Below are 24938 nucleotides of genomic sequence, written 5' to 3'. Positions count from 1 at the left end.
GTACGCATTTTGTACTCCAGGAAATAGAAGGAACCTTGAAAAAGGTACCAAAGTATAAAGTTCTAAAGCACTACTTGTAAATGAACGTATCGCCTTTAACAGCCGTTCCCGCGAGAACAATCGCACGCATGCCCGGGGTTTCTCGGCCGTTTTGATCAGAAAAAATAACCCGAAAGGACTCAGAAACAGCCGCTGACTGGCCATCAGCTCGGGTGCGCAATCACCAGAGCCGCTGCCGCCATGAAAGCCACCGCGCTGTCGCCAGGCTGCAAGGCGCAGGGATGCGCCGCAAAACCGACCCAGTGGTCACCCCCTTCCAGCGCCAGCACCACCTCGTCGTGCCGGGCCCCTGCCGCGATCCGCTCGACCCGGCCCTCCAGGCAGGTTCCAGGCTGGCGCGGCACACCGAGCGCCGGCGCCTGCCCGGCGCTGATGGTCACCGCAGTGGCTTTGCACAGCACCAGGACTGGCGTGCCCGCCGACAGCGCCAGCAGATCGGCGCTGTCCCAGGTGATCACCGACACCAGCTCGGCGCCGCCCCGCGTGCGCAGCCGGACCGCCACCATCGGATCTTCGGCGGAAGCCTGCTCGCAGACCACGACAGTGCAGGCGAGCTGGTTGCGCATGCTGGTGCGCAAACCGAGCCCGCCCAGTGTCGGCAGGGGGGTGTCCGCTGCCACCTGCCCGCCAAGGGGCAAGGCGCCGAAGCGCTGCAGCACCGACTGACGCGCCTCCGCCATGGCATCGGCAAGCACCAGCAGTTGCTCGCCTTCGGGTGTCAGCCGCGCCCCGCCGCCGCCCTGCCCGCCCACGGTGCGCTCCACCAGCGGCTGACCGCTCAGGTTGGTCAGGGTATCCAGGGCCTGCCAGGCCGCCTTGTAGCTGATGCCGGCATCGCGCGCGGCCTGAGATATGGAGCCCGTTTCGCCGATGCGACGCAGCACTTCCAGCCGCTTGTCGCTGATCGCATGGCCGAGCGCCTGGCCAAGGCTGTCGATGGGCAGAGAAGACATGGCGCCATTGTTTCACGGCGCCATGCCCGCCTTCCACACGTCAGAAGAAGCCCAGCTTGTTCTCGCTGTAGCTGACCAGCAGGTTTTTGGTCTGCTGGTAGTGGTCCAGCATCATCTTGTGGGTTTCGCGCCCGATGCCGGATTCCTTGTAGCCACCGAAAGCGGCGTGCGCCGGGTAGGCGTGGTAGCAGTTGGTCCACACACGGCCGGCCTGGATGGCGCGCCCCATGCGGTAAGCCAGGTTGCCGTTGCGGGTCCACACGCCGGCGCCCAGGCCGTAAGGCGAATCGTTGGCGATGACCAGGGCTTCGGCTTCGTCCTTGAAGGTGGTCACGGCCAGCACCGGGCCGAAGATTTCCTCCTGGAAGATGCGCATCTTGTTGTGGCCCTTGAACAGGGTCGGCTGGATGTAGTAACCGCCTTCGATGTCACCGCCGAGCTGGGCGCGTTCGCCACCGATCAGGACCTGAGCGCCCTCTTCCTTGCCCAGTTGCAGGTAGGACTGGATCTTGTCCATCTGCATCTGCGAAGCCTGCGCGCCGATCATGGTCTCGGTGTCGAGCGGGCTGCCCTGCTTGATGGCGGCCACACGCTGCAGGCAGCGTTCGATGAAGCGGTCGTAGATCGACTCCTGGATCAGGGCGCGGCTCGGGCAGGTGCAGACCTCGCCCTGGTTGAAGGCGAACAGCACCAGCCCTTCGATGGCCTTGTCGAGGTAGCTGTCGTCCTGGGCGATCACGTCTTCGAAGAAGATGTTGGGCGATTTGCCCCCCAGTTCCAGCGTGGCTGGAATCAGGTTGGTCGCGGCGGCCTGGGCGATCACGCGGCCGGTGGCGGTGGACCCGGTGAAGGCAATCTTGGCGATGCGCTTGCTGCTGGCCAGCGGCATGCCGGCTTCGCGACCAAAGCCGTTGACGATGTTCAACACGCCCGCCGGCAGCAGGTCGGCGATCAGCTCGGTGAGGATGAGCAGCGAAATCGGCGTGGACTCGGCCGGCTTGAGCACCACGCAGTTGCCGGCGCCCAGCGCGGGGGCGAGTTTCCAGGCCGCCATCAGGATCGGAAAGTTCCAGGGAATGATCTGGCCCACGACGCCCAGCGGCTCGTGGATGTGGTAGGCCATGGTGTTTTCGTCGATCTCGCTGATGTTGCCTTCCTGCGCCCGCACACAGCCCGCGAAATAGCGGAAATGGTCGATGGCCAGCGGGATGTCGGCGTTCAGGGTTTCGCGAATTGGCTTGCCGTTGTCGACGGTTTCGGCGTAGGCCAGCAGTTCAAGGTTGGCTTCCAGGCGGTCGGCGATCTTGAGCAGCACATGGGCGCGCTCGGCCGGCGAGGTCTTGGCCCACTGCGGGGCGGCGGCATGGGCCGCGTCGAGCGCCAGCTCGATGTCGTCGGCGGTGGAGCGCGCAGCCTGGGTATAGACCTTGCCGTTGACGGGCGTGACCACGTCGAAATACTGGCCGCCCACCGGGGCCTTCCACTGGCCGCCGATGAAATTGTCGTAGCGGGACTTGTACTGGATCTTGGCGCCGGCGGCGCCGGGAGCGGCGTAAATCATGCTTGTCTTCCTCTGGGTGGTTGAGAGAACGGAATGCCTTGCAGGCGCCGAAGCCTTTTCAAAACCTGTGCCACCCCGGGCGGAAACGCCAACCTCTTGATTTCGCAGGTTTTTTCCCCGCAAGCGACGGACACCGCCCCAAGCACGGACGTTCCAGGACGCCACACCTGTCACAGAACGAGACAGTCGGACAGGTCTGGCGCGTACCAGGCCTTAGGCGCTCCCGGCTCTGCCTATACTGGCCCCATCCACCGAGAGCCCCTTCCCGAAGGCCCGCCGCCGGCTCCCTGCCGGTCAGGAGACAAAACCATGGACATTCCGTCGCAGGCCCTGGCGCTGCGCAAGGCCCGCCGGCACCTGATCGAACACGGTCGCTGTTCGAGCGAGCACCTGGACGAACGCCTGGCCCGCTCCTGGCAGCGCAGCCTGGCCGCCGGCCTGCAGCCCCTGGGCCGCTTCGACCCCGCGGCCACCCTCGACACCCAGGGCCTGAGCCTGCTGCGCGCGCGACACCACGAACTGCTCGCCCACTCGCTGCCGGTGATGGAATACCTGTTCGAGCAGGTGCGCCACAGCCAGAGCGTGGTGGTGCTGGCCGACCCGCAGGGCACGCTGATGCACACGCACGGCGACACCCACTTCTTGGGCAAGGCCGAACGCATCGCCCTCACCAGCGGTGCCAGCTGGCACGAGCAGGAGCGCGGCACCAACGCCATCGGCACCGCCATCGCCGAACTCAGTGCGGTGGCGATCCACGGCGGCGAACACTATCTCGAACGCAACGGCTTTCTCACCTGCGCAGCGGCGCCCATTCTGTCGGGCACCGGGCAGTTGCTCGGCATCCTCGACATTTCGGGCGAGCACCGTCCGGGCCACCCGCACACCCTGGGCCTGGTCAGCACGGCGGCGCGCATGATCGAAAACCGCCTGCTCGATGCCCACAGCCGCCACCTGCTGCGGCTGCACCTGCACCACCGGCCCGAAGGCGTGGGCACGGTGGCCGAAGGCATCGTCGCGTTTTCGGAAGATGGCTGGGTGCTGGGCGCCAACCACAGTGCCCTGCAACTGCTCGGCATCGGGCGCAGTGCGCTCGCCAGCACGCGGCTCGACGATCTGCTGCAACCGGGCCTGCAGCGCTGGCTCGACGCGCAGCGGCGGGCCCCTGACCAGATGCTGGTGTTGCAACGCCCCGACGGCAGCACCCTCTACGCCCGCCTGCGCTGTGACGCCCCCCCAGTGCCCGTGGGTCGGGCACCGCAGGCCACGCCGACACGGCCGGTGTTGGCCGACGCTGCGACCACGGACGCTTTGTCCAAGCTCGATACCGGCGACCGGCGCTGGCGCACGGCCGCCGACCGGGTGCGACGGGTGCTGGGCAAAGGCATTCCGGTGCTGGTGCAGGGCGAGTCCGGCGTTGGCAAGGAACTGTTTGCGCGCGCAGCGCATGAGAGCGGGCCGCGGCGGAGCGGTCCGTTCGTGGCCATCAACTGCGCGGCCTTGCCCGAGTCGCTGATCGAGTCCGAACTGTTCGGCCATGCCCCGGGGGCGTTCACCGGCGCCCACCGGCACGGCCGCACGGGGCTGCTGCGCGACGCCCATCGGGGCACGCTGTTTCTCGACGAAATCGGTGACATGCCGCTGGCGCTGCAGACCCGGCTGCTGCGCGTGCTGCAGGAGCGCCAGGTGGTACCGGTGGGCGCTTCGGCGGCGGTGCCGGTCGATTTCGCCCTGATCTGCGCCACCCACCAGAACCTGCGTCAGGCGGTGGACGAAGGCCGCTTCCGGGCCGATCTCTATTACCGCCTCAACGGGCTCTGTGTAGAGCTGCCACCCTTGCGCGAACGCAGCGACCTGGCGGTGCTGACCCAGCGCCTGCTGGCCGAGATCGAACCCGACCGGCCGATGGCGGTCGCGCCGGGGCTGCTCGACACGTTCGGCCGCCACCACTGGCCCGGCAACCTGCGACAGTACGCCAGCCTGCTGCGCACCGCCTGCGCCCTGATGCCGGACGAGACCACGACCCTGGACTGGGAGCACCTCACCGAAGACCAGCGGGAAGCCCTGCTCCAGCCCGCGTGGCAGGCACCAGTACCGGTCACCGGCAGCCGCCCACCCCAGAGCCTGCAGGAGCTTTCGCTCAGCGCCATTCACCGGGCGCTGGAGAACAGCCGGGGCAACGTGTCCCTGGCCGCCCGGCAACTGGGCATCAGCCGGCAGACGCTCTACCGCAAACTGGGGGCGTCCGAAAGCCGGCCCTGAAGCGCGGGGCTGCGGCCCTTCACGCCAAAGGCGCCATGACGGCCGCGTAGTCCGCCGCTGCGGCGGTGTAGAGGTGGGACGTCACCAGCACGTCGGCGCCCGTGGCGGCATAGGCGGCCACGTTGTCCTGCCGGATGCCCCCGGCCGCGTTGACCGTCAGGTGCTGCCCGGGCCGCAGCGCCCGCAGTTCAGCCACCAGCGGCGTCAGCGCCGCGGGCGCCATCTTGTCGATCTGCACACCATCGGCGCCTGCGCGCACCGCCGCCAGGGCATCGGCCGCATTGACCACTTCAACCAGCAGAAACTTCTCGGGGCTGGCCCGCCGGGCCTGGCGCACCAGGTCCGCCAGTGCCGTGTCGGGCATGAAGTGGCGGTGCTGCGCGAACACCAGCAGGCTCTCCGAAAGGCCGGCCCGGTGCACCATGCCACCGCCGCACAGCACCGCGTACTGCTGCAAACGGCGCGCCCCGGGAAACGCCTTGCGGGTGGCCGCGAGCTGCACATTCGACTGCAGGGCACGCGCGTCGCGCAGCATGGCCGCCGTGGCGCTGGCAATGCCGCTGAGGTGTTCGATGAGATTCATGCCCTGCCGCCAGAGCACGTGCAGGGCGTGCGAGCGGCCCTGCACCTGCAGCACCGCCTGCCCCGCCGCCACCGGTTCGCCGTCGGGCACCAGGCTGTGAACCACCAACCCCAGGCTGCGGGCCATCTGCGCACAGGGCGCCACCCCCGCGACGACGCCGGGCTGGCGCGCCAGGTAGCTCAGAGTGCCCGGCACATCGGGCATGCCGATGGCACGCGTGGTTTCGTCGTGCAACGGCAGGTCTTCCTGGATGAGGCCATCGATCTCGGCCTGGCTGAAATGGATCATGACAAGTTCCTTGAGCGGGGCTGGAAACAGCGCACCAACCCGAAAAGCAGCAGACAGAACGCCCCCAGGCAGAGGCTGAGCATCGCGGCCTGCCGGTAATCGCCGCCCGACACGGCATTGAAGATGGCCAGCGACAGCGTCTCCGTGCGCCCGAGGATGTTGCCCCCCAGCATGAGGCTGATACCGACCTCGCCCATGCCCCGTGCCAGCGCCAGCAGCACCCCGCCCGCGAGTGCGGCGCGGGCAATGGGCAGGTGCACCCGCCAGTAGGCCGCCAGGGGGCGGCAACCCAGGTCGAGCGCGGTTTCGTGCAGGTCGCGCCCTTGTGCCTGGAGGGCCGTCTGCAGGTTCTTGACCGCCAGCGGCAGGCCGGCGATGAAGGCCGCCAGCCACAAGCCGGCAAAGCTGAACACGAAATCGATACCCAGACGGGCCAGCCAGGGTCCCAGCAGCCCCTGCCGCCCGAGCAGCCACAACAGCCCGAAACCGATCACCACCGGCGGGAACGCAATCGGCAGCGTGACCAGAATGTCCAGCCAGGCCGGCCGCCGCAGGCCGAATTCGAGCGCCCAGGCCAGCCAGGCCCCCGCCAGCACATAGGCCGGCGTCACCGTCACGGCCAGCCAGGCGCTCAGGCGCAGCGCCGCCCAGGCGCTGTCGTCGGGCATCACAAACCGGCGCGGCGCAGCAACTCCTGGGCTTTCGGCGCGCTCAGGAAGCGGGTCCAGCGCTCGCGCGCAGCCTGGGTCTGTGGGTGCGCACCGGGCGCCGGCATGGCGGCCACGATCTCGATCGGGCGGTAGCTGCCCTCTCCCGCCGGCAAGGGCAGGAAACCGCCGAGCTGCGCCTGGGCACCCAGCGCTTCGGTGAGGTTCACAAAGCCCAGATCCACCTGGCCCGACGTCAGATAAGCCGACACCTGTGGCACCGTGCCGACGATCTTCAGCCGCGGCTGCAGCCCCTCCCAGAGCCCCTGCGCCTGCAGCCATTGCTGGGCTGCCAGGCCGTAAATCGCCTGCTGCGGGTGCGGCATGGCCACCGACAGGCCGGCCACCTCAAGCCACGCCCGGGCACCCGCCGAACCAGACGGTTCCGGCTGGCCGGGCAGATCGCGGCGCCAGGCGAGCGCCATCACGCCCTGGCCCAGGGGCAGCCGCTGCGACAGGTTCAGACCTTCGGCCTTGCGGATGAAGTCGGCATCACCGACCAGCACATCGACACGGCCACTGGCCCGGGCCTGGGCAAACACCTGCTGGAGATTGCCGTAACTGCGCTCCACCGCGATGCCGGTCTCCTGCGTGAATGCCTGGCACAAAGCCTCCAGCGGCCGCCGATACCCCGCCCCCGCCATGAGCAGCAGCGTGGCGCTGTCGCTCTGTGCCCCGACCCGCAGGGGCACGGTGGACAGCGCGGCCCACGCCAGCCCGGCGGTCAGCCATTGCCGGCGCTCCATCGCCGGCGCAGCGGCGTGTGGCACAGGGTTTGCATGAAAACGGTCGTCGAACGAAAACGTCATGGAACTCTCCGGCAGCGGGGTTTTGTTACACTCGCTATTCTATTATTGAATAGCGAACAGCCAGCGCTGTTTCGACCTTGCCACGGCATCCGCCACCCTGTTCAGGAGTTCCCCATGCGCCGATCCTTCGCCCGCCTCTCTACCCTGATGTTCGCCCTGGTCGCCCAGACCGGTGCCTGGGCCGCCGAAGCCCAGGTGGCCGTGGCGGCCAACTTCACCGAACCCATCAAGGCCATCGCGGCCGTGCTGGAAAAGACCACCGGCCACACCCTGAAGGTGTCGCTCGGCGCCACCGGCGCGTTCTACACGCAGATCAAGAACGGCGCGCCGTTCGACGTGTTCCTGGCCGCCGACGACGAGCGCCCCGCCCTGCTGGAGCGCGAAGGCCTGACGGTGCCCAACACCCGCTTTACCTACGCCACCGGCAAGCTGGTGCTCTGGTCGGTCGACCCCGCCCGGGTGGACGCCCAGGGCGACGTGCTCAAGTCCCCGGCGCTGCGCAAAGTGTCGTTCGCCAACCCGAAGACCGCCCCCTATGGCGCCGCGGCCGTGCAGGTGATGGAGCGCATGGGCCTGGCCGATGCACTCAAACCCAAGCTGGTGCAGGGAGAAAGCATCGGCCAGGCCTTCAATTTCGTGAAGACCGGCAACGCCGACGTGGGTTTCGTGGCCATGGCGCAGGTGCTGCAGGGCGGCAAACTCAAGGAGGGTTCGATGTGGGTGATTCCGCAGACCCACTACGACACCATCCGCCAGGATGCCGTGCTCCTCAAGCGCGGGGAGCAGAACGAGGCCGCCAAGGCCCTGCTCAAACTCCTGCAGAGCCCCAATATCAAGGACCTGATCCGTTCGTACGGCTACGATCTCTGATCCGATCCGCCGCCCCACCGTGTTTCTGACGCCCGACAACCTCCAGGCCATCTGGCTGACCGTCAAGGTCGCCGCCCTCACCACCGCCATCCTGCTGGTGCTGGGCACGCCACTGGCCTGGTGGCTGGCCCGCTCGCGCTCGTGGATCGCCCGGCCCGTCGGGGCGCTGGTCTCGCTGCCGCTGGTGCTGCCGCCTTCGGTGCTGGGTTTTTACCTGCTGGTGCTGCTGGGCCCCCTGGGCCCCGTCGGGCAATGGATGCAGGCGGTCGGGCTGCCCCCGCTGCCCTTCACCTTCAGCGGCCTGGTGGTGGCTTCGGTGTTCTATTCCCTGCCCTTCATGGTGCAGCCCATCCTGAACGCCATGCAGGCCCTGGGCGACCGCCCGCTGGAGGTGGCGGCGACCCTGCGCGCTTCGCCGTGGGACCGCTTCTTCCATGTGGTGCTGCCGCTGTGCCGGCCGGGCCTGGTCACCGGCTGCATCATGAGCTTTGCCCACACGGTGGGCGAATTCGGCGTCGTGCTCATGGTCGGGGGCAACATTCCCGGCGTCACCCGGGTCGTCTCGGTGCAGATCTTCGATCACGTGGAAGCCCTCGAATACGCCGACGCCCACCGCCTGGCCGCCGTCATGCTGGTCTTCGCCTTCGCCGTGCTGATCACCCTGCAGGTCTACAACGCCCGCGTCGCGCGCCGCACACGTGCCTGAGACCATGACCCGACACCCCCTGATCCTGCGCGCGCATCTGGCCCGCGAAGGCTTTGCCCTCGATGTCGACCTTCGCCTGCCCGGACACGGCGTGAGCGCCCTGTTCGGTCCGTCCGGCTCGGGCAAGACCACCTGCCTGCGGGTGCTGGCCGGCCTGGAGCGCGACGCCCAAGGTCTCGTCTCGGTCGACGATCAGACCTGGCAGGACAGCGCCCGCCAGCTGTTTGTGCCGGTGCACCGGCGCGCCGTGGGCTACGTGTTCCAGGAAGCCAGCCTGCTGGCGCACCTGAGCGTTGCCGGGAATCTGCGCTTTGGCTGGCAGCGGACCCCGCCGGCCCAGCGCCGGCACGGCTGGGACCAGGGCTTGGACTTGCTGGGCATAGCACACCTGCTGCAGCGCATGCCGGCCGAACTCTCGGGCGGCGAACGCCAGCGCGTCGCCATTGCCCGAGCGCTGGCCACCAGCCCCCAGGTGCTGCTCATGGACGAACCCCTGGCCGCGCTGGACGCTCAGCGCAAGGCCGAGATCCTGCCCTGGCTGGAAAGCCTGCACCGGCAGTTGGACATCCCCGTGGTCTATGTGACGCACTCGCCCGACGAGGTCGTCAGGCTGGCCGATCATCTGGTGCTGCTGGAACAGGGACGCACCCTTGCCCAGGGCCCGGTGGCGGACCTGCTGGCGCGCACCGATCTGCCGCTGTCGCACGGCGACCATGCCAGCACCCTGATCGAGGCGCGGGTCCAGGGGCATTCCCCCGCCGATCAGATCAGCGTGCTGGGATTTGACGGCGGCCGGATCCTGCTGCCGATGCTGGCCCAGACCCTGGGCAAGGACGCCACCGTGCGGCTGCGCATCCAGGCACGCGACGTGAGCCTGGCGCTGCAGCGGCCCGAACACACCAGCGTGCTCAACATCTTGCCCGCCACGGTGACGGACATCATTCCCGATGGTTCGGGTCAGGTCCTCGTCGCGCTGCAACTGGCCGAGAGCGAGCAGACGCCACCCCGTCCCCAGGCCGCCCGCCTGCTCTCGCGCATCAGCGAGTTTTCGGCCCGGCGGCTGCGCCTGACCACCGGGCAGAAGGTCTACGCGCAGATCAAGGGCATCGCCATCGTCCGCTGACCGGTCAGCAAGCCGCATCCAGGCGGCCCAAGCAAGCCCCTCAGAAAGCTTCCTTTTCGGCCTCCAGATAGGCCAGGCTGGTGTACTTGCCGATGTTGCTCTCGAAGCCGGCCATGGTGGCAGCCCGGCTGGCCACGCGCGGATCCTTGAGCACCAGGGCTTTGGCCCCTTCCAGAGGCACCCCATCCTTGACCGCCTGCACGCAAGGCTCCCAGATGCCTTTGAGAAACGTGCCGTAAGCATCCAGCAGATCGCGGCCGCCCCTGCCGTGGCCGGGCACCCAGACCTGGTCGCCCGCCGCCTTTTTCAGGGCCTCGTAGTATTTGAAGGTGCCCGGATAAGAGCCGTCGTCGATGTTGGCAATGCGGTTGCCCATGGCGATGTCGCCCACATAGGTCAGCTTGTCCTGCACCACCTCCAGACACAGGTCCGAAGGTGTGTGGGCGCGGCCATAGTGGTGCAGGCGGATCTGCACGTCGCCATAGTCGAACACCTGCCCGTGTTCGACCGTGCGGTTGGGCGCAACCACCGCGGTCCCCAAAGTGGCCTGATTGGTCCAGCGCTCCATCAGGCTGCGCCAGAGATTGCCCTCGTGCCCCGCAATCTGCTCCCGGGTATGCGCCAGCGCATGGATCGGCAGGTCGCGCCCGAAGGTCTCCACGAACGCGTGATTGCCCAGCCAATGGTCGCCGTGATAGTGGCTGTTGAAGATCGCGATCACAGGCTTGGGAGTCACCGTCCGGATCATGCGTATCGCCATCTGGCCGATCTGGAGCGACGCCCCCGAATCCATGATCACCACCCCCTGCTCGGTCACGACAAAAAAGACCGTCGCCATCATGCCGAAGTTCGCCTCGGTGGGGAAACCGTCTTTGGCGTACACCATCCAGACATGCGGCGACAGCTGCTCGGGCGGCACATCGGGCACTGGCGGCCCTTCGATGAACGCCTGCACCTGCTGGGCAAACAGACGCACTTCGGGCACGGCAGCCAGCGCCAGGCCCGCGCCGCCCATGCCGGCGGCTGCGCGCAGCCAGCGGCGACGGGACCACGGCACAGTCAGTGGCTCGGAGCCCGGCAACGAGTGATCGGACGGGTTCATGAAGTCTCCAGAAAATAAGTTTTTACTTATTTTCTGATGATACCGCGCACGCCAGTGTCCCCGCAACCGGGGAAATGGTCAGGCAGGCGAGGCGACGCTGCCCACCGGCAGACGCTGCGCGATCTCTGCCACCAGTTGGCGGGCCAGATGCAGCTTGTGGGCGCGGGGCAATTCTGTGGTGCCCTGCTCGTCCACCAGCAACAGGGCGTTCTCGTCCTGCCCGAAGGTGTCCGGACCGATGTTGCCCACCAGCAGCGGTACCCCTTTGCGCACACGCTTGACTTGCGCCTGGGCCTGCAGATCCTGGCTTTCGGCCGCAAAGCCCACGCAGAACAGCTGTCTGGCCACCGCGCGTGGTTGCGCGGCAATGCCCGCCAGGATGTCGGGGTTTTCGACAAAGTTCAGGGCCGGCACCGACCCCGAACCGTCTTTCTTGATTTTCTGTTCGGCCGCCGATACAGGCCGCCAGTCGGCCACGGCAGCCGCCGACACGAAGACGGACGCCGTCTGCGCCAGCACCTGAAGCGTGCGCTGCATGTTCAGCGCCGACTTGACATTGATGCGCCCCACCCCCCGCGGCGTGGGCAGCGCCACGGGCCCGGCCACCAGCGTCACATGGGCACCCGCCTCGTGCGCGGCGCGCGCGATGGCAAAGCCCATCTTGCCGCTGGACAGGTTGGTGAGCCCACGCACCGGATCGATCGCTTCAAACGTCGGCCCGGCACTGACAACCACATGCTGGCCCGCCAGCGTCTTGGGCGTGAAAAAGCGGACCAGGTCATAAAGCAGTTCGTCCGCTTCGAGCATGCGGCCATCGCCAGTCTCGCCGCAGGCCTGGTCGCCCGACCCCACATCGAGCACCGTGGTGCCATCGGCACGCAGTTGCGCCACATTGCGCTGGGTGGCCGGGTGGGCCCACATTTCGCGGTTCATGGCCGGCGCCAGGATCAGCGGCACCTGGTCGATGGGCCGGGCCAGGCACATCAGCGAGAGCAGGTCGTCGGCGGCGCCGTGCAGCAGCTTGGCCATGAAGTCGGCACTGGCTGGCGCCACCACGATGGCATCGGCCTCCCGGCTGAGGTTGATGTGGGGCATGTTGTTGTCGGCCCCGCCGGACGTCCGCGCGTCCCACTGCGAGGTGAACACCGGACGGCCCGACAAAGCCTGCATCGTCACCGGGGTGATGAAGTGCTCGGCCGCCTCGGTCATCACCACCTGCACCGTGGCCCCTTCCTTGACCAGCGCCCGGCACAGCTCGGCCGCCTTGTAGCAGGCGATGCCGCCGGACAGACCCAGCACGATGTGTTTTCCAGTGAGATCAGCCATAAGAAACAATGTATCAGTTTGTACTGCCAGGCGCATCGGCCGGCCGGCGGCCCGCAAGGCTTGACGATAATCGCGCCACACCGTTTTGCAAGGACCTCATGATGCCCCTGTCCCGAATCCGCTTCCGCCCCCTGGTCGCCGCTGTGCTCGCCGGCGTCCTGTGCTTCGGCCTGTCCGCCTGCGGCGGCTCGGACAGCGACGACCCCATCCCCACCGGGGGGGCGCTGGCAGACCAATGGTTCCAGGACACGGAAGGGTATTACACGCTGGAACGCGCCCGCTCGGACGGCTCCGTGATCTTCACCAGCTCGGCCGACTTCGGCACGCGCAACCCCGATTTCCAGGAAGGCATCCGCACGATGTCGGCCTGGGCCATCGACACGTCGGCCACGCCGCCGGAGGGCAAGACCCTGGAATACAGCATGGCGATCGAGGGGGTCACGGCCAACGCCGACGCCACCGCCGTGAACCTGCTGCGCTCGAACCTGCAGCTCAATGGCGCGACCGGGCTGATGACCCAGCGCTGCAGCGGATTCCCGCAGTGCCACGACAACATGACGCAGCAGACGCAGACCTTCCGCATCACCACCACCGCCAAGGTGCTGGGTGCCAAAAGCGGGCTCAACCGCAGCTTCCTGTTTCACGTGCACGGCGACTGATCTGCCCATGGGGGAGCGGGCCAGGCGGTCGTGACCGGATGCCCGAACTCCTATAATCGGTCTTTCACCTCCTGCGGGTTTGTCGCCCGCCCGAGTCATGACCAAATTTGTGTTCGTCACCGGCGGTGTGGTGTCCTCCCTGGGCAAGGGCATCGCTTCCGCCTCGCTGGCCGCCATCCTCGAATCGCGCGGCCTCAAAGTCACCCTCATCAAGCTCGACCCGTACATCAACGTGGATCCGGGCACCATGTCGCCCTTCCAGCACGGCGAGGTCTTCGTCACCGACGACGGCGCCGAAACCGACCTGGACCTCGGTCACTATGAGCGTTTCATCGAAACGCGCATGAAGAAGACCAACAACTTCACCACCGGCAAGATCTACCAGTCGGTGCTGGAGAAGGAGCGCCGGGGCGACTACCTCGGCAAGACGGTGCAGGTCATCCCGCACGTCACCAACGAGATCCAGGAATTCATCAAGCGCGGCGCCGGCATCGGCACGCCCGACGCGGTCGACGTGGCCATCGTCGAGATCGGTGGCACGGTGGGCGACATCGAGTCCCTGCCCTTCCTCGAAGCCGTGCGCCAGATGAGCCTGCGCATGGGCCCGAACAACTCGGCCTTCGTGCACCTGACCTACCTGCCGTGGATTGCCGCCGCCGGTGAGCTCAAGACCAAGCCGACCCAGCACACGGTGCAGAAGCTGCGCGAAATTGGTATTTCCGCCGACGCCCTGCTCTGCCGCGCCGACCGCCGCATTCCCGAAGAAGAACGCGCCAAGATTTCGCTGTTCACCAACGTGCCCGAGTGGGGCGTGATCAGCATGTGGGACGTGGACACCATCTACAAGGTGCCGCGCATGCTGCACGAGCAGGGCCTGGACGGCCTGATCTGCGACAAGCTGCGCCTGAACACGCCGCCCACCAGCCTCAAGCGCTGGGACGATCTGGTCTACGAGACCGAGCACCCGCAAGGCGAAGTGAAGATCGCCATGGTGGGCAAATACGTCGACCTGTCGGACAGCTACAAGTCGGTCAACGAAGCCTTGCGTCATGCCGGCATGCGCAACCATGTGCGGGTGAAGATAGACCACGTCGACTCCGAGACCATGGAAGGCGTGGACGTGAGCGCCAAGCTCGCGCAGTACGACGCCATCCTGGTGCCCGGTGGCTTCGGCCAGCGGGGTGTGGAAGGCAAAATCGCCACCGCCCGCTTCGCCCGCGAACACCTGGTGCCCTACCTGGGTATCTGCCTGGGCATGCAGGTCGCCACCATCGAGTACGCGCGCCATGTGGCGGGCCTCGCTGGTGCCAACAGCACCGAATTCGATCCGGCCTGCAAGCACCCGGTGATCGCGCTGATCGAAGAATGGAAAGACGCCGACGGCAGCATCCAGAAGCGCGACGCCAACTCCGACCTGGGCGGCACCATGCGCCTGGGCGCCCAAAGCTCTGACGTGGCCCCCGGCACCCTGGCCCACAGCATCTACGGCGACGTGGTCACCGAGCGCCACCGCCACCGCTACGAAGCCAACGTCAACTACCTCGACCCGTTGCGCAAGGCGGGCCTCGTGATCTCGGCGCTGACGCAGCGCGAGCAGCTGACCGAAATCGTCGAGCTGCCGCAAGCCGTGCACCCCTGGTTCATCGGCGTGCAATTCCACCCCGAGTTCAAGTCCACCCCGTGGGCCGGCCATCCGCTGTTCAACGCTTTCGTGAAAGCGGCGGTCGAACACCAGAAGGCCCGCAAGGCTTGAGGCGCACCGCATGAAGCTTTGTGGATTCGACGTTGGCCTGGACCAGCGCTTCTTCCTGATCGCCGGCACCTGCTCCATTGAAGGCCTGCAGATGTCGCTGGACGTCGCCGGTCAACTCAAGGAGATCTGCTCGGCACTGGGCATTCCGCTGATCTACAAGGGTTCATTCGACAAGGCCAACCGTTCCTCGGGCACCAGCCAGCGCGGCGTGGGTCTGGACGCCGGCCTGAAGATCCTCGACGAGGTGCGTAGCCAGTTGCAGCTGCCCATCTTGACCGATGTGCACGACACATCCCAGGTGGCCAAGGTGGCCAGCGTGGTCGATGTGTTGCAGACACCCGCTTTCCTGTGCCGCCAGACCGACTTCATCCGAGCCGTGGCGCAGTCGGGCAAGCCGGTGAACATCAAGAAGGGTCAGTTCCTCGCGCCCTGGGACATGAAGAATGTGATCGACAAAGCCCGCGCCGCCGCGCGCGAGGCGGGCCTGTCCGAAGACCGCTTTCTGGCCTGCGAGCGTGGCGTGAGCTTTGGCTACAACAACCTGGTGGCCGACATGACCAGCCTGGCCGAGATGCGCAACTCGGGGGCGCCCGTGGTGTTCGATGTCACCCACTCGGTGCAGAAGCCTGGCGGCCTGGGCGCGGTCAGCGGCGGCGCGCGCGAGATGGTGCCGGTACTGGCCCGTGCCGGCGTGGCCGCCGGTGTGGCCGGCCTGTTCATGGAAACCCACCCCAGGCCGGCCGAGGCCTGGTCGGACGGCCCCAATGCCGTACCGCTGCACCGCATGAAAGCGCTGCTCGAAACCCTGGTGGCACTGGACACGGTGACCAAGAACAACCCTTTGCTGGAGACCGATTTCCAATGAGTGCGTATATCGTGGCCGAGGTGACCATCACCGACGAAACACAGATGAAGGCCTACCGCGAGTGGAGCACCCGCGCGATGCAGGAATTCGACGCCGAGGTGCTGGTGCGTGGTGGCCGGATCGAACCCCTTGAAGGCGACTGGGTCCCGCAGCGCGTGGTGGTCCTGCGCTTCAAGGACCTCGATACCGCCAAGGCCTATTACCACTCGGCAACCTACACCCATGCACGCCAGGTGCGCGAAGGCGCCGGGTCCATCCGCATGTTTGCCGTGGAAGGTGTGTGAGCGCTGCTCCCCGATTTTGTTTGACTTGTTCCAAAGGTAGAGAAGATGAGTGCAATCGTTGATATCGTCGGCCGCGAAGTGCTGGACAGCCGTGGCAACCCCACCGTTGAATGCGACGTGCTGCTGGAGTCGGGCGTGATGGGCCGCGCCGCCGTGCCCTCGGGCGCATCCACCGGCAGCCGGGAAGCCATCGAGCTGCGCGATGGCGACAAGAGCCGTTACCTCGGTAAGGGTGTGCTCAAGGCGGTCGAGAACATCAACACCGAGATCAGCGAAGCCGTGCTGGGCCTGGACGCCTCCGAGCAGGCTTTCCTGGACAAGACCCTGATCGACCTCGACGGCACCGACAACAAGGGCCGCCTGGGCGCCAACGCGATGCTGGCCGTGTCGATGGCCGTGGCCCGTGCCGCCGCCGAAGAAGCCGGCCTGCCGCTGTACCGCTACTTCGGCGGCATGAGCGCGGTGCAAATGCCCGTGCCGATGATGAACATCATCAACGGCGGCGCGCACGCCAACAACTCGCTCGACCTCCAGGAACTGATGATCATCCCCGTGGGCGCACCGTCGTTCCGCGAAGCCCTGCGCTGGGGCGCCGAGGTGTTCCACGCCCTCAAGGCCATCCTGCACGACCAGCACATCAGCACCGCCGTGGGCGACGAAGGCGGTTTTGCCCCGTCGGTCGAGAACCACGAAGCCGCGCTGCAGCTGATCCTGCAGGCCATCGACAAGGCCGGCTACACCGCCGGTGAACAGATCGCCCTGGGCCTGGACTGCGCCGCCAGCGAGTTCTACAAAGACGGCAAGTACGTGCTCGAAGGCGAAGGCGGTATCAGCCTGAGCGCCGAGCAGTGGACCGACATGCTGGCCACCTGGTGCGACAAGTACCCCATCGTGTCGATCGAAGACGGCATGGCCGAAGGCGACTGGGACGGCTGGAAACACCTGACCGAACGCCTGGGCAAGCAAGTCCAACTGGTGGGCGACGACCTGTACGTCACCAACACCAAGATCCTCAAGGAAGGCATCGACAAAGGCATCGCCAACTCGATCCTGATCAAGATCAACCAGATCGGCACCCTGACCGAGACCTTCGCCGCCATCGAGATGGCCAAGCGCGCCGGCTACACCGCCGTGATCTCGCACCGCTCGGGCGAAACCGAAGACAGCACCATCTCCGACATCGCGGTGGGCACCAACGCCGGCCAGATCAAGACCGGTTCGCTGTCGCGCTCGGACCGCATGGCCAAGTACAACCAGCTGCTGCGCATCGAAGAAGATCTGGGCGACGTGGCCGTCTACCCCGGCCGTGCCGCGTTCTACAACCTGAAGTGAGATCCGGGGCCGCGACAGCGGCCCCCGCTACACTCGCCCCATCATGGCCAACCGCTTCATCCCTGCCCTGTTGATGGCCTTGCTGGTGGTCATTCATGCGCAGTTGTGGTTTGGCCGGGGCAGCGTGCCCCAGGTCAATGCTCTGCGCCTGGACCTGAGCCGTGTCGAGGTGGCCAACAAGGCCGCCCAGCACCGCAACGAGCAGGTGGCCAGCGAAGTCGACGACCTGCGCGAAGGCCTCTACACCGTGGAAGAACTGGCCCGCCAGGACTTCGGCATGGTCAAGCCCAACGAGATCTTCGTCCAGTTCGCCAACGGCCTGCGCTGACCGTGGTGTGCGTCGTCACGCTGATCGGCGGCGAGTCCACCGGCAAGAGCACCCTGGCCCGCGAACTCGCGCAAGCCCTGCGCGCCACCGGCATGCCGGTCGCCCACGTGCCCGAATACCTGCGCCAGTGGTGCGAACGCGAAGACCGTGCGCCCCGTGCCGACGAACAGGGGGCCATTGCGCGCGAGCAGGCCCGCCAGATCGACACAGCGGCTGCCGCACTCCGGGCCTCAGACCAGCCTGCCGTGGTGGTGGCCGACACCTCACCGCTCGTGGTGGCCGCCTACAGCGATCACTATTTCCAGGATCCCAAGCTCTGGCCCGAGGCGCTGGACTGGCAGGCCCGCCACACCGGCCTGACCCTGCTCATGGGCCAGGACCTGCCCTGGGTGCCTGACGGCCTGTTCCGCGACAGCCCCGCGGTGAGCGACGCCATTGACAGTGCTCTGCGTGGCGCCCTCATCTCGGCGCGGGTGCCTTTCCAGGCCCTTTACGGGCGCGGCGCGCATCGCCTGGAACAGGCCCTGCGCGCCGTCGCGCGGGCCTTGGACCGGCCTGAACTGGCACCCGCCACGCCCTCACCGCCTCCGGCGCAACGCTGGACGTGCGAGCGCTGCAGCGACCCCGACTGCGAACACCGCCTGTTCTCCCGGCTGGTCCGCCCTGCTCACGCAGGCTGACCAGGTCACTGCACGCCCGGCGAGCCCGGCGGCTGGGAGGCCGCTTCCAGAAACACCTGCGCCGCATCCACGGGATCAAAGTGGTACATCGCCCCGCAGAAATCGCAGCCCACCTCCACCTGGCCCTGCTCGGCCAGGATGCTGGCCACCTCCTCCTGCCCCAGCGAGCGCAGCATGTTGCTCACGCGTTCGCGCGAGCAACTGCAGGCAAAGCGCGGGCCCTCCAGCCCGGTGAGCGGATCGAAGCGGCGCACATCCTCTTCCCAGAACAGGCGCCGCAGGATGGTTTCAGCGTCGAGCTCCAGCAGCTCTTCACGCTTGAGGCTGGCGGCCAGGATCGCGATCCGGTTGTAATCCTCGTTCTGGCCGATCTGGTCTTCGTCGCGCGCCACGGCGCCACTGCCGGCGAGGTTGGCGTCGCCCTGCAAGGGCAGGCGCTGGATCAGCAGGCCTGCGGCCACTTTGTCGTTGGCGGCCAGCACCAGCCGGGTGTCGAGCTGCTCGCTCTGCAACATGTAGTGCTCAATGATCTCGCTGAGCTTTTCCAGCTTTTCCCGGCGGTCGCCAAAAAGCGGTACCACCCCCTGATAGGGTTGCTGGCCCGGCAGGCGGTCCTTGGGGTCGAGCGTGATGGCACAACGCCCCTGGTTGTTGACGTTCACCATGTGCGACAGCGGTGCCCCATCGGCCACCTCGCCCAGCACCTTGGCGGTGGCCCGCAGCGACAGATCGGGTTGCACCTCGGCCACCGCCAGCTTCACCGGCCCGTCGCCGTGCACCTGCAGGATCAGTGCCCCATTGAACTTGATGTTGGCCTGCATCAGGGCCGCTGCCGCGGTCATTTCCCCCAGCAACTCGGTCACGGCCACCGGGTAGGCGCCAGACTGCTCGCGGCGCCGCAGGATGTCCTGCCAGGCGTCGGTCAGGCGCACCAGCATGCCCCGCACGGGCAGGCCTTCAAAAACGAATTTGTGGAGTTCGGACACGCGACGGTCTTTCTGAAAGAGCAAACGGAGGAGATCGGGATCAGCCGATCTTTTTCAACCCCTGGCGAAAACGCGCGGCATTGTCGATGTAGTGCCGGGCGCTGCGACGCAACCCCTCGATCTGCTCCGGCGTGAGCTGGCGCACCGCCTTGGCCGGGCTGCCCAGGATCATGGAGCCATCGGGGAATTCCTTGCCTTCGGTCACCAGCGCACCGGCCCCCACCAGACAGTTCTTGCCGATCTTGGCCCCGTTGAGCACGATCGCACCGATACCGATCAGCGATTCATCACCGATCGTGCAGCCATGGAGCATCACTTTGTGCCCGACCGTCACGTGGCGCCCCACCACCAGCGGCATGCCCTCATCGGCATGCAGCACGCTGCCATCCTGGATGTTGCTGCCCTCGCCGATCCGGATCGTGTCGGTATCCCCCCGCACGGTGACACCGAACCACACGCTGGTGCGTTCACCCAGGACGACATCGCCCATCACCTGCGCCTCGTCGGCCACCCAGGCCGTGGCGGCCACGCGCGGGGCCACACCATCGAGTTCGTAAATCGCCATGCTGCTCGTCTCCTGTGGGGTTGTCGTGAATCCTAGAATTGTAGGGATGCCCTCCCGCCCACAAAGCCCCGCCACGGGCACCCTGCGCCAGCAGGCCCTGGCGGCCTTGCTCCTGACCGACCCCGCCACCAAAGCCGACGCGGCGCACGCCCTCTGGCAACAGCTGCAGAACCTGCCCGAGCATGACCGGCCAGGCAGCGCCCTGACCCATGCCCTGGGGATACAGACCTCCCTGACGCCCCCCGCCTCGGCCCGCTTGCCGGGCCGCCCGGAGCGCCCGGTGCTGGTGCCGCCGGCATCGGTGGCGCAGCGCTCACCCTTCACCACCGAAGGCCTGGCAGCCCTCCTGCATGCGATTGCGCACATCGAATTCAACGCCATCAACCTGGCGCTGGACGCCGTGTGGCGCTTCGCCGGCATGCCGCCCGATTTCTACGTGGACTGGCTGCGCGTCGCCGACGAGGAGGCCACCCACTTCAGCCTGCTGCACACCCACCTGCAGTCTCTGGGACACCGCTATGGCGACTTTCCCGCGCACGATGGACTGTGGGAAATGTGCGTCAAGACCCAGGATGACATCACCGCCCGCATGGCTCTGGTGCCCCGCACGCTGGAAGCCCGCGGCCTGGATGCCACGCCGCTGATCCAGGCCAAACTGCGCAAGGTCGGCACCCCGGCGGCACAACGGGCCATCGACATCCTGGACATCATCCTGCGCGACGAAGTCGGCCATGTGGCCATCGGCAACCGCTGGTACGGCTGGCTCTGCGGCCGCCAGGGCCTGGACCCGGTGTCGCACTACCGCACCCTGGCCCGTACCCACCAGGCACCCCGCCTGCGCCCGCCCTTCAACGAAGCGGCCCGCCTGGCAGCGGGCTTCAGCCGCGACGAGATCGACCGGCTGAGCCAGGCGGACTGAACACCCCGGACGGCCGGCGCCCGGCACCGCCTTAAGAAGGAATCATTTTTTCGTAAGACCTTGGTAATCCAAAAACCATAGCATCCCATCAGCATTTTTCGGGGCTTACAGCGGCCTGACACCAAAATGAAGGCCAACCTGAAAAAGCAAAGATGCATGGAGACAACGTGGAACCCGATCTGGTCCAACGTATCGCAACCCACCCTCGCTACCAGGAACTCAAGACCCGCCGCTCGCGCTTCGGCTGGACCCTGACCGCCGTGATGCTGGCCGTCTACTACGGCTTCATCGTGCTGGTCGCCTTCGACAAGGAACTGCTCGCCCAGCGCCTGGGCGCCGGTGTCACCACCCTGGGCATGCCCATCGGGCTGGGTGTGATCCTGTTCACCATCGCCATCACCGCCGTCTATGTGCGCCGCGCCAACAGCGAATTCGACGAGATGACCGAAGAGATCAAGAAGGCGGTGCAAGGATGAAAGCGACCCTCAAAAACGCCACGCTCCTGCTGGCCCTGGCCGCTTTCGCGGGTGCCGCACTGGCCGCTGGTGCCGATCTCGGCCAGGCCGAGAAGCAGCCCACCAACTGGACCGCGATCAGCATGTTCGCGATCTTCGTGCTGGGCACGCTCTACATCACCAAATGGGCTGCCGCCAAAACCCGCAGCGCGGCCGACTTCTACACCGCCGGTGGCGGCATCACCGGCTTTCAGAACGGCCTGGCCATCGCCGGCGACTACATGTCGGCCGCCTCCTTCCTGGGCATTTCGGCGGCGGTGATGGCCTCCGGCTTCGACGGCCTGATCTACTCCATCGGCTTCCTCGTGGGCTGGCCCGTGGTCACCTTCCTGCTGGCCGAGCGGCTGCGCAACCTGGGCAAGTTCACCTTTGCCGACGTGGCGGCCTTCCGCTTCGCTCAAACGCCGGTGCGGGTTTTCGCCGCCAGCGGCACGCTGGTCGTGGTGGCCTTCTACCTCATCGCACAGATGGTCGGCGCCGGCCAACTGATCAAGCTGCTGTTCGGTCTGGAATACTGGATCGCGGTGGTGATCGTCGGCGCGCTGATGATGGTCTACGTGCTTTTCGGCGGCATGACCGCCACCACCTGGGTGCAGATCATCAAGGCCATCCTGCTGCTCGCCGGTGCTTCGTTCATGGCCTTCATGGTGCTGATGCACTTCGGCTTCAGCCCCGAGGCCATGTTTGCGCAGTCGGTGCAGATCAAGACCGAGATCGCGGCCGCCGCCGGCAAATCGCCTGAAGAGGCCGCCGTACAGGGCTTTTCCATCATGGGCCCGGGCGGCTTCGTGAAGGACCCGATCAGTGCCATCAGCTTCGGCATGGCCCTGATGTTCGGCACCGCCGGCCTGCCCCACATCCTGATGCGCTTCTTCACCGTGCCCAACGCCAAGGAAGCGCGCAAGTCGGTGCTGTGGGCCACGACCTGGATCGGCTACTTCTACGTGCTGACCTTCATCATCGGTTTCGGCGCCATCACCTTCGTGCTGACCAACCCCGGCTTCCTGGATGCCAAGGGTGGCCTGCTCGGCGGCAACAACATGGCGGCGGTGCACCTGGCCAACGCGGTGGGCGGGAACGTGTTCCTCGGCTTCATCTCGGCGGTGGCCTTCGCGACCATCCTGGCCGTGGTGGCTGGCCTGACGCTCTCGGGCGCCTCGGCGGTGTCGCACGATCTTTATGCCACGGTCATCAAAAAAGGCCAGGCCGACAGCAAGTCCGAGCTGCGCGTCTCGCGCATCACCACGGTGTGCCTGGGGATCGTCGCGGTGGTGCTGGGCATCGCCTTCGAGAAGCAGAACATCGCGTTCATGGTGAGCCTGGCCTTCGCCATCGCCGCTTCGGCCAATTTCCCGGTGCTGCTGATGAGCGTGCTGTGGAAGGGTTGCACCACGCGCGGTGCGGTGATCGGCGGCTTCCTGGGCCTGCTCTCGTCCGTGGCACTGACCATCGTTTCGCCAGCGGTGTGGGAAGTCACGCTGGGCAACCCCAAGGGCTCGGCCTGGTTCCCCTATGCCAGCCCGGCTCTGTTCTCGATGACCATCGGCTTCGTCGGCATCTGGCTGTTCTCGATCCTCGATTCGAGCCAGCGCGCGCAACAGGACAAGGCGGGCTTCCTGGCCCAGCAGGTGCGCTCCGAAACGGGCATCGGTGCCTCCGGCGCTTCGGGGCACTGAACCGCAGCGTACCCTTCAAATGGCGGCCCTGTCGGGCCGCTTTTTTGTTTGTGCGGGGCCTGCTGGGCATGACCCACCATGCGGGGCGTCATCACTGCTGCGCAGCGGCCCTTGCCTCATCTTGTCACCCGCGCGGATGGTGCTGCTCCACGATCGCCTTGAGGCGCTCACGCGCCACGTGGGTGTAGATGGTGGTGGTGGAGATGTCGGCGTGGCCCAGCAGCATCTGCACGGCCCGAAGGTCGGCGCCGTGGTTGAGCAGGTGGGTGGCAAAAGCGTGGCGCAGCGTGTGCGGCGACAGGGGCACCGTGATGCCGGCCTGTCGCGCGTACTTTTTCACCAGCCCCCAGAACATCACCCGCGTCATCGCCTCCCCTGCACGCGAGCCGCGCGCGGTGACAAACAGGTCTTCGCTCTGTTGCCCGGCCAGGATCTGTGGCCGGCCCTCGTCCAGATAGGCCCTCAGCCAGCGGGCCGCCTCGGCCCCGAAGGGCACGAGGCGCTCCTTGTCGCCCTTGCCCGTGATGCGCAGCACGTGGTCGTTCAGCCCGACATGAAAGGTCCGCAGCGTGACCAGTTCGCTCACGCGCAGACCGCTCGCGTACAGCAGCTCCAGCATGGCGCGATCACGCAAACCCAGTGGTATCCCCGTGTCCGGCGCGGCCAGCAGGGCCTCGACCTGGGCCTCGGAGAGGGTTTTGGGCACCCGCAAAGGCTGCCGCGCGGCCAGCAGGCGCAAGGTGGGGTCGGCGCTGATGACGTGTTCACGCAGTGCCCAACGGTAGTAGCGCTTGAAAACGGTGAGGCGGCGGTTGGCCGTGGTGGCCTTGGTGTCGGCGTGGCGCTCGGCAAAGTAGCCGTGGATATCGGCTTCGCCGACCTCTGGCAGCGCTTTGGCGCCGCCAGCGGGTGAAGCCAGCCAGCGCCCGAAGAGCATCAGGTCGCGCCGGTAGGCATCGAGGGTGTTGCGGGACAGGCCTTCTTCCAGCCAGAGGCTGTCGATGAAGGTACCCGCGCTGCCTTCGCTGCGCGCCAGCGCGCCCGCATCCATCAGTTCAACGACAGCTTCTGTTTGGTCACGACCGTCTTGTAGACCTCGTATTCGGCCTTGATCTGATCGGCAAACTCGGTCGGCGAATTGCCCACGATCAGCGAGCCCGTGTCCTCGATGCGCTTCTTCACCGCCGGGTCGTTGAGCGCCTGCTTGGTCGCGCTGTAGATCTTGTCCACCACCTCCTTGGGCATGCCCTTGGGACCGATCAGGCCGTAATACGCCATGCGGTTCACCGGCTCCAGCCCCACCTCCTTGAAAGTCGGCACATCGGGCAGCACGTCCAGGCGCTGCGGTGCCGCGACCACCAGCGCCACCAGGCGGCCGGACTTGATGTGCGGCAGTGCCGAAGGCAGGTTGTCGAAGATGATCGGCACCTGGCCGCCCACGGTGTCGTTGAGCGCCGGCCCTGCACCGCGGTAGGGAATGTGGGTGATGAAGGCGCCCGTCAGGCTCTTGAACAGCTCGGTCTGCAGGTGACCGATGCCGCCGGTGCCGGAACTGGCGTAGCTGTATTTGCCAGGGTTCTTCTTGATTTCGGCCAGGAAGCCGGCGAAATCCTTGGCCGGGAAGCCAGGGTGCACCGCGATCACGTTGGGCGTCGCGGCGATGTTGATGATGGGCGTGAAATCGGTCAGCGTGTTGTACGGGATCTTCGGGTTGATCGCCGGATTGGCCGCCGTCGTCGACACCGTCGCCATGCCAATGACGTGCCCGTCTGGCACCGCGCGTGCCAGCTCGGTGGCGCCGATCACGCCGCCGCCGCCGGCCTTGTTCTCGACCACAACGCTCTGGCCCAGGGCTTTGCCAAGGGGTTCCGACATCACGCGCGCGATGATGTCCGTCGTCCCGCCCGGTGCAAAAGGCACCTGCAACCGGATCGGTTTCGACGGAAAGGCCTGCGCAAACACGGTACCGGTGGCGGCCATGCTGGCCAGACCGATCAGCACCCATTGACGACGAGAAACCATGGCTTGT

25 protein-coding genes are annotated in these 24938 nt (G+C 66.7%); 14 read left to right on the top strand and 11 right to left on the bottom strand.

The annotated features are described in order from the left end of the window. Positions 1 to 203 precede the first annotated feature (203 nt). Positions 204 to 1013 (bottom strand): TOBE domain-containing protein, encoded by an 810-nt coding sequence (locus QQK43_RS11970; protein WP_234262723.1) that lies wholly within the window; start codon positions 1011 to 1013, stop codon positions 204 to 206. Between the two features lie 40 nt (positions 1014 to 1053). Beyond that, positions 1054 to 2574 (bottom strand): acetaldehyde dehydrogenase ExaC, encoded by a 1521-nt coding sequence (exaC, locus tag QQK43_RS11965; RefSeq protein ID WP_234262722.1) that lies wholly within the window; start codon positions 2572 to 2574, stop codon positions 1054 to 1056. Between the two features lie 309 nt (positions 2575 to 2883). Here exaC and QQK43_RS11960 point away from each other — a divergent pair, with 309 nt between their 5' ends. Further along, entirely contained in the window at positions 2884 to 4833 is a 1950-nt protein-coding gene (locus tag QQK43_RS11960; protein ID WP_234262721.1) for a sigma-54-dependent Fis family transcriptional regulator, read from the top strand. A 19-nt stretch (positions 4834 to 4852) separates the two neighbouring features. Here the strand turns inward: QQK43_RS11960 and modD are convergent, their stop codons facing one another. From modD to QQK43_RS11945, 3 genes are read right to left on the bottom strand one after another with little or no spacing between them, the layout of a single operon-like run. Beyond that, complete coding sequence (gene modD, locus QQK43_RS11955; protein ID WP_284307947.1) at positions 4853 to 5704, bottom strand: ModD protein; 852 nt, start codon at positions 5702 to 5704, stop codon at positions 4853 to 4855. Next, positions 5701 to 6372 (bottom strand): molybdate ABC transporter permease subunit, encoded by a 672-nt coding sequence (locus QQK43_RS11950; RefSeq protein ID WP_284307945.1) that lies wholly within the window; start codon positions 6370 to 6372, stop codon positions 5701 to 5703. The genes modD and QQK43_RS11950 overlap by 4 nt, the downstream gene beginning before the upstream one ends. Then, on the bottom strand, positions 6372 to 7220 hold the full coding sequence (locus QQK43_RS11945; RefSeq protein WP_234262718.1) for a molybdate ABC transporter substrate-binding protein: 849 nt from the start codon (positions 7218 to 7220) through the stop codon (positions 6372 to 6374). Before QQK43_RS11945 ends, QQK43_RS11950 begins: the two co-directional genes overlap by 1 nt. A 114-nt stretch (positions 7221 to 7334) precedes the next feature. Between QQK43_RS11945 and modA the strand changes: the two genes are divergently transcribed. The 3 genes from modA to modC are packed head-to-tail and all read left to right on the top strand — an operon-like array spanning position 7335 to position 9919. Beyond that, positions 7335 to 8090 (top strand): molybdate ABC transporter substrate-binding protein, encoded by a 756-nt coding sequence (modA, locus tag QQK43_RS11940; RefSeq protein ID WP_284307944.1) that lies wholly within the window; start codon positions 7335 to 7337, stop codon positions 8088 to 8090. Between the two features lie 19 nt (positions 8091 to 8109). Continuing rightward, positions 8110 to 8796: a molybdate ABC transporter permease subunit gene (modB, locus tag QQK43_RS11935; protein WP_284307943.1), complete on the top strand. Its 687-nt coding sequence runs from the start codon at positions 8110 to 8112 to the stop codon at positions 8794 to 8796. Positions 8797 to 8800: 4 nt separating this feature from the next. Next, positions 8801 to 9919, top strand: a complete 1119-nt coding sequence (gene modC / locus QQK43_RS11930; RefSeq protein WP_234262715.1) for a molybdenum ABC transporter ATP-binding protein — start codon at positions 8801 to 8803, stop codon at positions 9917 to 9919. A gap of 40 nt (positions 9920 to 9959) precedes the next feature. Here modC and QQK43_RS11925 read toward each other — a convergent pair whose 3' ends face one another. Both QQK43_RS11925 and coaBC read right to left on the bottom strand, forming a co-directional pair. Continuing rightward, positions 9960 to 11021: an MBL fold metallo-hydrolase gene (locus QQK43_RS11925; protein WP_284307942.1), complete on the bottom strand. Its 1062-nt coding sequence runs from the start codon at positions 11019 to 11021 to the stop codon at positions 9960 to 9962. A 78-nt stretch (positions 11022 to 11099) separates the two neighbouring features. Beyond that, positions 11100 to 12347: a bifunctional phosphopantothenoylcysteine decarboxylase/phosphopantothenate--cysteine ligase CoaBC gene (gene coaBC / locus QQK43_RS11920; protein WP_284307940.1), complete on the bottom strand. Its 1248-nt coding sequence runs from the start codon at positions 12345 to 12347 to the stop codon at positions 11100 to 11102. A 101-nt stretch (positions 12348 to 12448) separates the two neighbouring features. Here coaBC and QQK43_RS11915 point away from each other — a divergent pair, with 101 nt between their 5' ends. The 7 genes from QQK43_RS11915 (at position 12449) to QQK43_RS11885 (ending at position 18248) form a co-directional block, all read left to right on the top strand. Continuing rightward, positions 12449 to 13006 carry a hypothetical protein gene (locus tag QQK43_RS11915; RefSeq protein WP_284307939.1) on the top strand — a complete coding sequence of 186 codons (558 nt, stop codon included), beginning with the start codon at positions 12449 to 12451 and terminating at the stop codon, positions 13004 to 13006. 97 nt (positions 13007 to 13103) lie between these two features. After that, entirely contained in the window at positions 13104 to 14759 is a 1656-nt protein-coding gene (gene pyrG, locus QQK43_RS11910; protein WP_284307938.1) for a CTP synthase, read from the top strand. A 10-nt stretch (positions 14760 to 14769) separates the two neighbouring features. Then, positions 14770 to 15624, top strand: coding sequence for a 3-deoxy-8-phosphooctulonate synthase (gene kdsA, locus QQK43_RS11905; protein WP_284307936.1), 855 nt, complete (start codon positions 14770 to 14772; stop codon positions 15622 to 15624). Next, positions 15621 to 15908: a DUF1330 domain-containing protein gene (locus tag QQK43_RS11900; protein WP_234262709.1), complete on the top strand. Its 288-nt coding sequence runs from the start codon at positions 15621 to 15623 to the stop codon at positions 15906 to 15908. Before kdsA ends, QQK43_RS11900 begins: the two co-directional genes overlap by 4 nt. A gap of 45 nt (positions 15909 to 15953) precedes the next feature. After that, the gene (eno, locus tag QQK43_RS11895; RefSeq protein ID WP_234262708.1) at positions 15954 to 17240 is read left to right on the top strand and encodes a phosphopyruvate hydratase; all 1287 of its coding nucleotides are present in this window, start codon (positions 15954 to 15956) and stop codon (positions 17238 to 17240) included. A gap of 43 nt (positions 17241 to 17283) precedes the next feature. Then, the gene (locus QQK43_RS11890) at positions 17284 to 17568 is read left to right on the top strand and encodes an FtsB family cell division protein (protein ID WP_284307935.1); all 285 of its coding nucleotides are present in this window, start codon (positions 17284 to 17286) and stop codon (positions 17566 to 17568) included. Between the two features lie 2 nt (positions 17569 to 17570). After that, positions 17571 to 18248 (top strand): AAA family ATPase, encoded by a 678-nt coding sequence (locus QQK43_RS11885; protein WP_284307933.1) that lies wholly within the window; start codon positions 17571 to 17573, stop codon positions 18246 to 18248. Between the two features lie 5 nt (positions 18249 to 18253). Here the strand turns inward: QQK43_RS11885 and hslO are convergent, their stop codons facing one another. Further along, positions 18254 to 19234 (bottom strand): Hsp33 family molecular chaperone HslO, encoded by a 981-nt coding sequence (hslO, locus tag QQK43_RS11880; protein ID WP_284307932.1) that lies wholly within the window; start codon positions 19232 to 19234, stop codon positions 18254 to 18256. A gap of 40 nt (positions 19235 to 19274) precedes the next feature. Next, positions 19275 to 19799, bottom strand: a complete 525-nt coding sequence (locus QQK43_RS11875; protein ID WP_284307931.1) for a gamma carbonic anhydrase family protein — start codon at positions 19797 to 19799, stop codon at positions 19275 to 19277. A 46-nt stretch (positions 19800 to 19845) separates the two neighbouring features. On the opposite strand from QQK43_RS11875, the gene QQK43_RS11870 reads away from it, so the two are divergent. The 3 genes from QQK43_RS11870 (at position 19846) to QQK43_RS11860 (ending at position 22909) form a co-directional block, all read left to right on the top strand. After that, positions 19846 to 20718, top strand: a complete 873-nt coding sequence (locus QQK43_RS11870; RefSeq protein WP_284307930.1) for a ferritin-like domain-containing protein — start codon at positions 19846 to 19848, stop codon at positions 20716 to 20718. A 167-nt stretch (positions 20719 to 20885) separates the two neighbouring features. Then, entirely contained in the window at positions 20886 to 21194 is a 309-nt protein-coding gene (locus QQK43_RS11865) for a DUF485 domain-containing protein (RefSeq protein WP_234262702.1), read from the top strand. Beyond that, complete coding sequence (locus QQK43_RS11860) at positions 21191 to 22909, top strand: cation acetate symporter (protein ID WP_234262701.1); 1719 nt, start codon at positions 21191 to 21193, stop codon at positions 22907 to 22909. Before QQK43_RS11865 ends, QQK43_RS11860 begins: the two co-directional genes overlap by 4 nt. A 124-nt stretch (positions 22910 to 23033) precedes the next feature. Here the strand turns inward: QQK43_RS11860 and xerD are convergent, their stop codons facing one another. Together xerD and QQK43_RS11850 are read right to left on the bottom strand one after the other, a co-directional pair. Further along, a complete protein-coding gene (gene xerD / locus QQK43_RS11855) occupies positions 23034 to 23960 on the bottom strand; it encodes a site-specific tyrosine recombinase XerD (RefSeq protein WP_234262700.1) in 927 nt (308 codons plus the stop codon). Continuing rightward, positions 23960 to 24931, bottom strand: coding sequence for a tripartite tricarboxylate transporter substrate binding protein BugE (locus QQK43_RS11850; protein WP_234262699.1), 972 nt, complete (start codon positions 24929 to 24931; stop codon positions 23960 to 23962). The genes xerD and QQK43_RS11850 overlap by 1 nt, the downstream gene beginning before the upstream one ends. Between the last annotated feature and the right edge of the window lie 7 nt (positions 24932 to 24938).

It is taken from the genome of Hydrogenophaga electricum (assembly GCF_030160815.1).
Classification (GTDB): domain Bacteria; phylum Pseudomonadota; class Gammaproteobacteria; order Burkholderiales; family Burkholderiaceae_C; genus Hydrogenophaga; species Hydrogenophaga electricum.
This window is presented reverse-complemented; position numbering and strand designations above follow the sequence as displayed.